Consider the following 12528-nt stretch of genomic DNA (forward strand, 5'->3'; position numbering starts at 1 on the left):
GCCATGATCTCGCACCTCAGTAACTGTACGTAAGATCAGTATAGCTCGTGGTGACTGCTAATCATGGGTAATCAGGTTTTATTATGTTGTGAAAGCAGCGCTGCAATAGAAAATTCCACGTAACCAGTCCCAACAATCGTGATATTTAACATTGATAAACCAAATTCATTTAAGAGGCTGGTCATTATTTAGTTGAATGACCAGTCTACGATGGTTAAAGCAAAAGTCTTTCTATAGAAAGAAAAAATAAATCAAAAGAAAAATTTTCTTTCTTGGTATTATGCATTATTTCTGAGTAATGAAATGACTTTATTTATGTCTCTACTAGAGTCGCTATGTATCTCTGGATACATATGAATTTTATTAGATGGGACTCGTCCTTCGGCACAACCATGCTTAATGTAGTGTGAAACGGGATCAACCCCTGCGTTGTGAACATCAGGGTAGGTATTTAAGTAAAAGTCACGATCAAAGAAGTCTGACTCTGCGATTATTTGATAATCGGATTTAAAGTTTTTTATAATGGCGTTTTTTTCTATAAATGCGGTCAAGGCTTTATTCGCCTTATCTAAGCCAAGGTTAGCAAACATATCTCTTAAATAATAGATATAGTCTCCAATGCTAGCATGGCTACTTTCACAAACATTTACTAGGTCTATCAATCCGGAATCTATGTACTTGAATCTAGTTATATCGGCACAGTCATTTGCGCGAATAGCTAATCTATCTACTACAATAGTAGCTAATTTTGAGGTATCTCTTACATAGCATGTGACGGAGTTACTCTCATAAGACAACAAAATTCCACAAATATATGCTTGACCATTTGGATCGATAGGTTCTCGCTCCATTCGATTACTCTCATTGACGATTGCATCATGAGCAGCAATGGAGATAGTGGAGCTTTTATCAACACCGACTGGACTATGAAAAGTGCAAAATTTAAATTGAACACTGTCTTTCTTAGCATTTTGTGATGCACAAAAGTAGTTTTTAATAACTCTTTTATTAATAGAGGTGATTGTCAGCTTCGCACTAGATATACCACAGTCTACATATAATCCATGCAAACTAGCCGCTCTAGTGAATCCAATAGTATCATTCTTACTCAAGATAGCCGTCGTCTCTTTTAATAGACTAGTGCCACGTGTCACGGTTTCTAAATTATTTAAGTCTGCAATGGTATTGGCGTCAAGTATATCAAATTTCTTTAGCGTATATGACTTTGGGGTATTTTTAGGGAGCGTAACGAAATCGTTAACAATCTCAGCAATTACCATTCCTATATGCTTGGCAACCCAAGGGGCTAGATGATGTTGATCTAGAAAGAAGAAAGAAGCGGGCAAGCCGTTACTCTTTTGAATAATTTCTTTAGTAAACTGATAGCCATCTATAAAAAGAGAGCTTGTTTCGATAGCGCATGCTTTATGGATTTTATAAGAAACATCGTTATTTAAATCTTCAATGCCAGCGATAATAGGTAGTGATAATGATATCATCGGTAGGCCTGAGGCTGATATCATCCTATATAGGTTAGAGATGAGTAGGTATAAATGTTCCTCACTAATATACCCAAATTTCAACTCTTCATGCTCAGTCACACCGAAGTTAATAATAACAAGATCTGCCCAATTTAATACAGACTCTTGGACTAGCTTATAGATACCAATGCCTGAATTTGAACCTCCGACAGCAAAGCACTTAAGATTGACATCACTACGTCTTAAACGACTATGCCAACCACCTCCAACAATGGAATTAGATGCACCCAAAACAGCAATATTAATCATTAATAATCTCCGAAATGCTAAAGGTAATGCGGTAGGTATCTTTAATACAGATATATAGTGATACCTAATTCGATTTTATATTATTGCCTTAAATAGAAAAATCTTCTCTATCTATAGTCAAGTTGGGGCTGTAGAAGGGATCGAGTTCGAGATGCTTGCCCCACTTGGATTTCATAAAATTAACTTCCTTGTTAAAGCGGGAAATTTTCTCCGGTGAGTCTTCGGCCCCCCGGCTGATGGATTCGTAGTGATAGAGTTCGGCGTAGGGGGTCCAGAGATTGCGATAACCCGCCTCGCGCACTTTCAGGCAGAAGTCCACGTCGTTAAAGGCTACGTGCAGGTTCTCTTCATCCAGCCCGGCGACCTCGTCATAAATTTCTTTACGAATCAGCAAACAGGCGGCCGTGACGGCTGAGAGGGTTTGGGTCAGCAACAAACGGCTGAAATAACCCGGGTGGTGGCGAGGATAATGCTTGTGGGAATGGCCACCCACGCCGCCAATGCCGAGGATAACGCCACCGTGTTGCAGGGTATCGTTGCTGTAATAGAGCTTGGCTCCCACACAGCCGATCTCCGATCGCAGGCAGTGGCTGACCATCTCGGTCAACCACTCCGGGTTGATCACCTCGACATCATTGTTGACCAGACCGACGATGCTCCCCTTGGCATGGCGAGCGCCAAAGTTGTTGATGGCCGAGTAGTTGAAGGGGTGATCGTAGCGCAATACCTTGACCCGGCTGTCTTCGTGCTGGATCTGGGCAAAGAAGTCGAGGGTCTCCTGCTCGACGCTGCCGTTATCGAGGATCAGGATCTCGAAGTGGGTATAGGTGCTGCGCTTCAGGATGCTGCGCACCGCGGTTTCGGTCAGGGCGCGGCGATCCCGGGTGGGGATCAGCAGGCTGACCAGAGGGGCTGGCTCGGGGATGGGGTAGCGCACCCGATAAGTGTTGGGCACCAGGCCTGCCTCTACCCTGACACCGGGTTGCTGGCCAGCGAAATAGTCGCGCAGTGCCTGGATGCCTGCATCCGTGGTGTAACTCTTCTCGCCGGAGGCCAGGGCCGTGGAGCCCTCTATGGTGCGCCAGTGGTAGAGCACGCGGGGGATATGGACTATCTGCGTGGCCGTCACATGGGGCAGGCAGCGCAGCAGCAGATCCTGATCCTGACTGCCTTCAACGCCAAGGCGGAACCCGCCTATCTGTTGCAACAGCGAGAGGCGATAGACCCCTAAGTGGGAGACATAGTTTTGAGAGAAGAACAGATCTGGGTTCCAGTCACTCTTGAAGTGGGGGTCAAAGCGTTCGCCGCGACCATTGAGCTTGTCCTCGTCACTGTAGAGGATCTGGGTCTGGGGCCGTTCACAGATGGCCTGCGCCATAAATAGCAAGGCATGCTCTGGCAGGGCGTCATCGTGATCCAGCAGGGCCACGAAATCGCCCTTGGCAATCTGCAGGGCGCTGTTGGACGCCGCCGAGATATGGCCATTTTGCTCGCGATAGACAACCCTGATCCGGCTGTCTTTGGCCTCATATTCGCGCAGTACCCGCTGCACATGGGCTTTTGGCGAGCGATCATCTGCAATACAGAGTTCCCAGTGGGGATAGCTCTGTGCCAAGACGGAATCCAGGCAGGCACGCAGGTAGATTTCAGCTGGGTTATAGACTGGCATCACCACAGAGATAAGGGGAGGCGCTTTCATGCCAGAGAGCATGGCGTCCACTTCCACGGGAGTGGGCAGTGAAGCCGCTTCTACCGTTTCTATCCACTCTTCATAATCGACAGAGGGCAAGGAGAAGCTGAAGGTCTCGTTATAGAGTGCCTGCAACTGTGTCATTGAGATGCCATGACGATCGGCAGAGATAGATGCCTTGATCTTATCCAACGGCATATCCCGATAGCTTTGATGCTCTTTTTGAATACGAGCCAGTAGCGCTGATTCGATGTGATGTTCATTGACTGCAGTAATCTCAAATTGTGTGATTGAGAATGCAGAGGCCTGCTCCAGAGGATCGAAGCGCAAGGCGACGAGAGGGGATTCCAGATAAAACAAACGGCTGGAAGCCATCGCTCTTTTATATGGCAAGGTGACCGTTTCAAGCTCGTTAAACCCCTTGCCGGTATCCAGATACAGTTTGGCCAGCCCCTGCTTGGCTGGGCAATTCAGGGTCAGATTAAACTGGTACCAGCCTTGTCCTATGCCAGAGAGTTGTCCTAAATCAACGATGAAAAAAGGATCCTCTCCCTCTGACAACCACCCTTGAGGATGATCAATATCGGTTGACAGTTGGTTCAGTGCCAGATAGGGCAGGGCAATAGCAGTGGTTCTCTGATTTACTGCTGGCGCAACGCCCCAGGAGGCACATGGTTTTCTGCCAAGCAGCAGACCATAGCGTTTGAAATGTTCTTTGGCAGAGAGCCCTGTCTGGTTGACATCCCAATAGGTGTGCAGATACCACTGCTCATCAAATTGTGCCAGCAACTCTTCCTGGTTATTGTTAACCGTCATTTTTTATTGTTCCTTATTGGCCGGCAGACAGTGACGCTGCTCGGCCTTCCCGTGCATGATGTAATGAAGTAACGGATTGATGGTTCCTTGGGCCACATCCGGGTAGGTTTGCAAATACCAGCGGGTATCGAACTGCTCGCTGGGGTTATAGCCTTTATCCGCCCCCACCTTGATAAAGTGCTCGATGGCTGGGAGTCCTGCATCGGCGACTTCGGGATAGCGGTGCAGATACCAGAGTTCATCAAAGAGCCCGGAGGCTGCAATACGCTCTGCGGCGCTCACCGAGGTTGTTGCCCCAGCAGGGCTCTCTTTAAAGGTGCGGCCAAGGGCGCGCACGGGGGCAGTCAGTTTCCAGGATACGGTCTTCTTCAGCTTCTGCGCCCGCTCTTTTGCTTGCTCTAATTGCTGCTCTTTTTGTTGCAACTGACGGGTCAACTGCTCTGTATGCCTTGTCATGGTTGCCAGTTCAGCGAAGCGCTCGGCAATATTGGCCTCCAATTCCTTGTTATTCGCAGTGAGCTCACCCAATTGCCCTTCGAGTGTTGCCTGTTGGCGAGTCGCCTGCTGCTGGCTGGCCGCGAGCTGCTGTTGCAGGTCGGCGTGGCTCTGTGCTTGCTTGGCCTGCTCTGCTTGCCAGGATTGTTCGCGAGCCAAAAGGGTATCGTGTATCTGCTGCTTTTCTGCGCTTAGCGAGGCCAGCTCGGCCTGAGCTTGCTGATACTGCGCTTGCACGCTCTGCACTTGCTGCTGCGCGGCCGTGAGTGTGGTGGTGAGCTGTTGGTGCGCCGCATCCTGCTGCTTGATGGTGTGGGTGTGCTTTGCAATCAACTGAGCCTGCTCTTCTAGCAGGCGAGTCAGGGTGGCGGTTTCGTCAAAGCGCTCGCTCAGAGCCTGATGGAGTTCGCCAATCTGCTGCTGCTGGTCATTGAGCTCGGTGTTAAGGCGCAGCTCTTGTTGCTGCCAGGCATGCTGGGCGGCATCGTGCTGCTCACGCTGGTTGGCCAGGTCGCGGGAGAGCGTGTCGCAATGGCTCTGAAGCTGCTGGTGCTCTTCAACAAGTGTGGCGTGCTGCTGTTGCTGCATTTGCAGCTCGCTCCGCCCCATCTCGATCTGCTCGTTTAGCCGGATCTGTTCCTGACGCAGGGCATCGCGTTCATGGCCAAGAGCGTCGTGCTGGCTTTCCAGCAAGCCATAGGCCAGTTGCAGTTGGCTCTTGGTCTCATTCTGATCACGGAGTTCTTGAAGCAGGGCGTTGGCTCGCTCTTGCAGTAATCTGACGGTGTCATCTTGCTCGGCCAGCGAACGTGCTTGCGCATGTTGAGTTCGAAGGGATTGCTCCAGTTGATGCTGCAAGTCTGCGAGTTGGCGCGATCCTTCCGTGAGCGCCAGGTTGCTATTACCCAGCGCCTGGGTTAGTTGTGCGGTGCGCTGCGTTTCTTCATTGAGTTGCAGCGCTTGATCATTGAGCTGCTGCTGCAACTGGTGCCGGGCCTGCTCATGGGCGACGGCGAGTTCCTGTTGCTGCTCCAGCTGACGCTGAAGTGCTTGTTGAGCTTCATTAGCTTGCGCCTGCTGGCCGAGCAGTGATTGTTTTTCCTGGGCAAGCTGAGTGAGCGCTTCAGCGGTTTGCGCGAGCTGCTGGGTCGCTTGTGACAGCGCACTCTCCAGATTCTGCTTGGCGGCTAGCACCTCTTCGCGTTGCTGCTCGCTGGCGGCAAGGCGAGCGTGAGTATCCGCGGCTTGCTGTTGCAGCATCTCGAGCTCGGATGTCAGTGCCTGGGCGCGTTGCTGCTGTGCGGTCAGTTCGGCCTCTTGCGCTTTGCTCTCTTCAAGTTTGATCTCAAGCGTTTTCAGCTGATGATGCTGGGCGGTGATGCGCTCGGCAAGGCGACCCCTTTCGAGCGCCTGCTGTTCATGCAGTTGCTGTTGCTCCATCTGCAGGTTGTCTCGCTGAGCGGCCAGTTGCTGCTTGAGCTGGCTGTTTTCCCAGCTATCACCACAGGCCTTGCCCAGGCGAGAGAAGATATCTTGTACCTGCTTGGTGGCACGGGCATTGGTGAAAAGGTCATAGAGGTTTTTCATCTCTGGTACCTGCTCACTGCCCACTCCGATCACACCAAGGCCATGACCATGGGCAAATTCAAAGTGGGGGTACTGCTGCTTGAGCTCATCCAGCAGCTGGAATACGCCAAAGCCGCGCTCCCTCACATTGGTGTCGTGCATGATGACAACGGCCCTATCAGAGAGCTTGGGCAGCCAGCTTTCAAAGTCATGGCGCACAGCGTCTAGGGTATGCAGACCATCGATATGGAGCAGATCGATGCTCCCTTGAGGGAAATGTGCCAGCGCCTGATCGAAGGTGCTGCGGATCAGGGTAGAGAAACTGGAATAGTGCTGCTGATTGTATTCAGAGACCTGCCCATAGACTTCCTCGCCATACAACCCTGCATGATCATCACCCCCCCAGGTGTCAACGGCAAAGCAGAGGGTTTCCAGATCCAGCTTTGTCACGGCCTGGCAAAACGAGAAATAAGAACTGCCGTAATGGGTCCCCAATTCCACAATCTTGCGAGGGCGCAGGCTTTCCACCAACCAGAAGGCGAAAGGGATGTGCTCCAGCCAGGCCGATTGCGCAATATAGGTTGGACGCCAAAAAAGGGAGCGTTTGAAAATCACGTCCAGTTCGGTATTGGGCTGCACTACGGGCTTTTGCTTGCGATTTGCCACTGAACGGCTGTTTTGTTGACGGTCCATCGGGGAAGGTCTCTTGGGTATTTGAACAATGATTAAAGAGCGGTGGTCACTGTGGTGACCACACTCTTGAGGGGTTAACCAAGGTCCATGACCCTGGCTCTAATACGATATGGATTGGCTATCAAGGGGGGGTGTCAGTCCTGGTGCTCACGCAAGGTGGCCAGGCCCATCACGATCAGCCCATAGAAGAGGATAAGCAGCACGCTTACCGTAGCCAGGTTGTAGAGACGGCGAGGGTATTCCGCATCCTGGGCCAGACTCGGTTGACTGATGACCAGCAGGTGTTTGAGCTTGCGGTATGCCTCTATCCTGGCCTGCTCCAGGCTGATGAGGCCCGTCTTGTAGAGATCCGCTGCCAGGGTGGCCTGGGTTTGTACATCCATATAACCGGCGGTGATCTCGTTCATGGCCTCTTTATCCTGGCCGGTGAGCTTGGCACGCTCCTGCTCCAGTTGCCTGGTCAAGGCGTCGACCCGGCTTTGTACCGAAATGACCGCGGGGGCTGTCTCTTTCATGTAACTGCGCAGTTGCTTGAGCTGCGCCTGCTGGTTCACCAGCTCGCCCTCGATCTGGCTGACGACCCCGAGACGCGCGCTGCTGGTGGATTCCGGGCTGATGAGTTGGTGGCTGTTTTGAAACGCCAAGACCTTGGCCTTTTCACCCTGAAGTCGCTGATAGGCGCGATCAACCTCTTGCTCGACAAAGGCCAGCTGCTCCAGCGCCACCTGATGCCCCAGCTTGTTGATAAAGCGCTCGGACTCCTTGAGCATCAGCCCTACCACTTGCTGGCCATATGCGGGATCAAATGCCTGTAATTCGATGGTGAGCACCCCCGACAGCTCATCGAGGCGCAGTGTCAGGTGCTTGCGGTAATATTCGATGAAGTCCTCCCGGCTGACATCCTGTGGCAGACGGGAAAAATAGTCGGCCTTGTCACTCTGGTAATGGGCCTTGAGGCCGAGCTCTTTATCCAGCTTGGCCAGCAGATCCCAGGATTTCAGGTACTCCTGGATCAGCAGCACATCCTGATGATTGCTACCACCCAGCCCCAGCATCGACAGGGCATCGGGCAGCATCTTGATCTGATCCGCCTGCTTGATCATCAGCTCAGCCCGGCTCACATACCGATCCGAAGCGATGATGCCCAGATAGAGGGCGGCAATGGCAAAACAGGCGACGACCCAGAGAAAGCTGCCGAGTTTGAGGCTCTGTTGCCAGGAGCGGTGGGCAATCTGAAAGCCGCTGGAGTCGATAAAAAAGCGTTTGGGCTCATTGCCGAGCTTGCGCAGTTTGCGTGCGAAGCGGGATGGTTTTTCGGAACGGATAGGTTGGGTCATATTGGGTGCAGCTTGTTAAAGATCCTGATAAATGCGGATGGCGTCGTCGATATCGTCGAACACTTCCAATGCAGCGTTGCGCAGCAGTATTCCCATGTCGCACTGTTGGCGCAGGTTTTTCATGTCGTGGGATACCATGATAAGGCTCGCGGTCTCGCGTTTTTGATTGAACGTATCGATACATTTCTGTTTGAAGCGGGCATCCCCCACCGAGGTGATCTCATCGGTCAGATAAATGTCAAAGTCAAAGGCCATGCTGACGGCGAAGGAAAACTTGGACTTCATGCCGCTGGAGTAGGTTTTGATCGGCAACTCGAAGTGCTGGCCGATTTCGGAAAACTCCTTGACCCACTCCTCCACGGCACGGCTATCGCGCACCCCGTGGATGCGACAGACGAAACGGGTGTTCTCCCGCCCTGTCATGCTCCCTTGAAATCCGCCGCCAAGGGCCAGCGGCCAGGAGACACGGCAAAGACGGGTCACCTTGCCCTGATTGGGCGTATCCATGCCCCCCAACAGGCGAAGCAGGGTGGATTTGCCCGCCCCGTTGACCCCCAGAATACCGATGTTGCGATCCCGCGGCAGCTCTATGCTCACATCGCGCAGCACATAGTTGCGGCCAAACTTGGTGGGGTAATACTTGGAAACATTGTCGAGAATGATCATGTTATTCCGCACTCATTGGCGATCAACTGGCGATCAGCCGGCGATGATTCAGGCGATAGCAGCTCATGGCAAAGGTCAGCAGCAGCAAGGTGATGCTGGCGAAATAAGCCCAACTGACACTGGGGCTGCTGTATCCCGCGATCCAGCCGCTGCGTATCAATTCGAGGGCATGTACCAGTGGGTTCCACAAAAACCAGTGCTGGTACTGCACCGGAATGGCCGCCAGTGGATACATCACGCAAGAGATAAACATCAGCGGCATCATCAATAGGTTGAGGAACTTGTTCGCTTCCTGGAATAGCTTGCCGATGACGCAAAAGACGATACCGAGAGAGAACGAGAACACCATGAGCAGCAGATAGCCGAGGATGACTTGCAAGGGGTCTGCCGGGATGGCATCAAAACCGAACCAGAGCAGTCCCAGCACCAGGATAATGCCCACCATCATGCCCACCATCACCTCTAGCATAAAGCGGGCAACAAAGGTGGCGAAGGGGGTGACCTGGCGGTAGCAGAACAGCCCCATATTGGCGTTGACCGCAGATTTAAGCTGACTCACCACCTTGTTGAAAAACATGAAAGGCAGGTACCCGGCCGTGATAAAAACCTGTACAGGCACGCCCCCGAAACCACTCTGGCTGCGCATCCCGAAAATCAGACTAAATGCGCTGATCATCAATAGAGGGTCGAGCAGGGCCCAGGCATAGCCAAGCCGGTAACTGCCGAATCGGGTCTTCAGCTCACGGATAAGCAAACCAAACGTCACATCGCGCAGCACCTGCAAGGGTGTTCGAGGTGTTTGATTGAGAATGGGTTTATGCATTGGGTCTTTTACCCTATGGCAGGCTCGCCGATTGGCGAGCCTGCATTGTTCGGTGTGGGCGGTTTAGTTGATGGCTACGTTCGCCGCCACGGCGATCTGATAGATGATCTGGGTAATGTCTTTGACAGACTGCATGGTTTTGCTGTCAACCTTGGGCAACACCATGAGCTGATCCCCTGGCTGAACACTCCCCTGACCCTTGAACTCTACCAGCCCGTTGGCATGCACCACGGCGATGCGCTGATCATTGGCTCGCTCGGTAAACCCGCCGGCCCAGGCGACATAATCATCGAGGTTGGCATTGGCGTTGTAGACCACGGCCTGTGGCATCAGCACCTCACCCCCCACCTGGATAAGGTCAGTCTTGTTCGGGATCACAATCTGGTCACCTTGTTCCAGCTGAATGTTGGCGATGATGCCCTTGTCGGCGACCACGACCTTGCCCAGAGGCTGAATCTTGCGAGCCTTGTCCACAAACTGCATGACCAGTTCGGCCTCTTTGGCACGGATGGTCGCCTCACCATCCGAACTGGCCGGCGCGGTGAATACGCTGCGCTCCAGCCGGTTGAGCGATTCCTCCAGCATCTCTTTTTGCCGGATGGCCACGCTCTTACGCATCAGATAGATGGATTGGTAATCGGCCAGATCCGGGTTGATCGGAATGTGGTTGAGCAGATCGTGCAGCTTGGTCTCTTTGCGGACGGTGAAGTAAGAGGGCCCCATATAACTGCCGGTGACCTGCACATCGTAAACTTGCGCATGCATGTCATCGTTAAACAGCACCTTGTCGCCGTCCTTGAGTTGGACCTGGGCAAAATCTTTGTAAGGCAGATAAATAGAGAAGGGACCGTTTGCACGATCGCCAATTACCCCGACATGACTCACCTTGGCGAGGGGCAGGGCATAATTGATGAGCTCAGAGCCCTGCGTATTGCGCTGCTTTAATTCGAAGCGGAATGGGTTGCGAACCTTGCCAGCCACATTGATCATCGGCCCCTGGGGTTCCACCAGGATCACATCCTGATCTTTGAGGGAAAGCTTGGGCATTCTGCCTTTCTGCATGAATTCATACAGGTCGATCTGCTGGAGGACCTGGTTTTGGCGCAAGACCTTGATTTGACGGTAGCTGCCGCGCTCTGAATCGATACCACCCGCCCGCTTGAGGAAATAGAGCACGCTGTCAGACGATTGTCCGGCATATTGGCCTGGGCGGATCACCGGCCCCGTCACGAATACGCTCACTGGGGTTGTCGTCAGCAGGTTGACGTAAATATTGACGTTGTTGGTGAATACATCACCAATCTTGCTGGTGACTAGATTATTGATTTGGCTGGCAGGAACATTCTTGACATTGATGGGACCAACATCAGGGATGAAAATATTGCCCTGATTGTCGACCGTTACCACATTGGAGAAATTGACGGCGCCCCAGATCCAGATATTCAGCTTGTCACCTGGTGCTATCAGGTAATTGTCATTCAAACCATCGCTGCGTTCGGTTTCATATCCACCGGCAAAGAGGTTGGCACCGTAGGGGGGAGGAAGTCCGGCCTCGGCCTGTGGCAGTAACTTCCGAACATCTGCCTCACCTGGCAGCAACATGCCCTGCCGATTTTGTTGCGCAAAACTGCCGGTTGTTGAACTCGTGTTGGCCTGACCACTCAACGATGACTGGCCACCAAGTTGGGGCCGACTGTTATCGCCTGAATTACCCGACAGGGTATAGCCAAATGATGCCCCATTTGCCTGGGCCTGGTCTGGTGCGCTAGCCGCCATGGTGGTGCAGGAGGCACCGATGAGAAACAGAAGGGTACTCAGCTGACGAACGTTCATTTTCAAAACAGATACCTTCGAGTTTTATTGTTCAGCAAGAAGGCTGCTGACAGAAGCCTGATCCAATTGAGGTATCAGGTACCAAAGTTCTTCACTCTTGCATGCGACACTTCTTTGCGAGTGGCCTTGCATGTTGTTGAACAACAGGTCAACGCACTCACGCCCCATGGCCGACACATAGCGTTGACCCAGGGTGAAGGTAACGCCGTTTGTGCTGAGTGCAGCCCCTTGAGGTTGAGTATTGAGCGCCTGTTGCAGATTTGCAGGCATGGCTTGCAGTACTGTGGTCGATGATGGATTGACGAGGGGGCGGGAGGCTTCGACCTGCTTTGGCTCATATGCGCAGCCAGCAATACACACAGCTAGCGATATCGCCAGAAACCGGGTTACGTAGTTCATGTGAAATATTATCCAGGTGCCAAAACTTGAAATGTAAATTATACGTTAACTTAATGTTGCGAGCGGTGTTCGTTTTGCGTTAATACTCGCCTCATGTTGTTCCTTGGTATTGCTGTACCGAAACTGTACACGGGAATACATTATCTCAAAAGGCAAAAAAAGAGAAAAGCTACCGCACGGAAGTGACATTGTTCCGGCCTAGGGGTTTAAATTGGGGCTTGAAATAAAATAAAAAACATAAGGCCGACAGTCATCAACAGCCCTGTTTGAATAGCTTTCCAGTCGTGCTGGAGCCGAGCTCACATATATTGCGTCATTTTGGGATGCTCGTCATGCTTAATTTTACCTGATTACCCATGACCCTCAGCCAGCTTCAAGAGCCGATATGGCATCGGAGGGCTTGCCACGACTGCATGCCCC

General features: G+C 52.0%; 8 protein-coding genes. All 8 read right to left on the reverse strand.

Annotation, left to right across the window (positions count from 1 at the left end; translation table 11 throughout):
• Positions 1–278 precede the first annotated feature (278 nt).
• The 8 genes from OKC30_RS16285 to OKC30_RS16320 all read right to left on the reverse strand — a co-directional run bounded on the left by OKC30_RS16285 (position 279) and on the right by OKC30_RS16320 (position 12108).
• On the reverse strand, positions 279–1790 hold the full coding sequence (locus tag OKC30_RS16285) for a hypothetical protein (RefSeq protein ID WP_270809692.1): 1512 nt from the start codon (positions 1788–1790) through the stop codon (positions 279–281).
• An 88-nt stretch (positions 1791–1878) separates the two neighbouring features.
• Entirely contained in the window at positions 1879–4296 is a 2418-nt protein-coding gene (locus tag OKC30_RS16290) for a glycosyltransferase family 2 protein (protein WP_270809693.1), read from the reverse strand.
• A 3-nt stretch (positions 4297–4299) separates the two neighbouring features.
• Positions 4300–7050, reverse strand: coding sequence for a class I SAM-dependent methyltransferase (locus OKC30_RS16295; protein WP_270674695.1), 2751 nt, complete (start codon positions 7048–7050; stop codon positions 4300–4302).
• Between the two features lie 134 nt (positions 7051–7184).
• On the reverse strand, positions 7185–8387 hold the full coding sequence (locus OKC30_RS16300) for a sugar transporter (protein WP_270664710.1): 1203 nt from the start codon (positions 8385–8387) through the stop codon (positions 7185–7187).
• Between the two features lie 15 nt (positions 8388–8402).
• Positions 8403–9053: an ABC transporter ATP-binding protein gene (locus OKC30_RS16305; protein ID WP_270664713.1), complete on the reverse strand. Its 651-nt coding sequence runs from the start codon at positions 9051–9053 to the stop codon at positions 8403–8405.
• A gap of 22 nt (positions 9054–9075) precedes the next feature.
• A complete protein-coding gene (locus OKC30_RS16310; RefSeq protein WP_270664715.1) occupies positions 9076–9876 on the reverse strand; it encodes an ABC transporter permease in 801 nt (266 codons plus the stop codon).
• Positions 9877–9939: 63 nt separating this feature from the next.
• Entirely contained in the window at positions 9940–11709 is a 1770-nt protein-coding gene (locus OKC30_RS16315; protein ID WP_270664719.1) for a polysaccharide biosynthesis/export family protein, read from the reverse strand.
• 24 nt (positions 11710–11733) lie between these two features.
• On the reverse strand, positions 11734–12108 hold the full coding sequence (locus OKC30_RS16320; RefSeq protein ID WP_270664717.1) for a hypothetical protein: 375 nt from the start codon (positions 12106–12108) through the stop codon (positions 11734–11736).
• Positions 12109–12528 lie beyond the last annotated feature (420 nt).

Origin of the sequence: Aeromonas sp. QDB18 (genome assembly GCF_027705325.1) — a bacterium.
Lineage (GTDB): Bacteria > Pseudomonadota > Gammaproteobacteria > Enterobacterales > Aeromonadaceae > Aeromonas > Aeromonas caviae.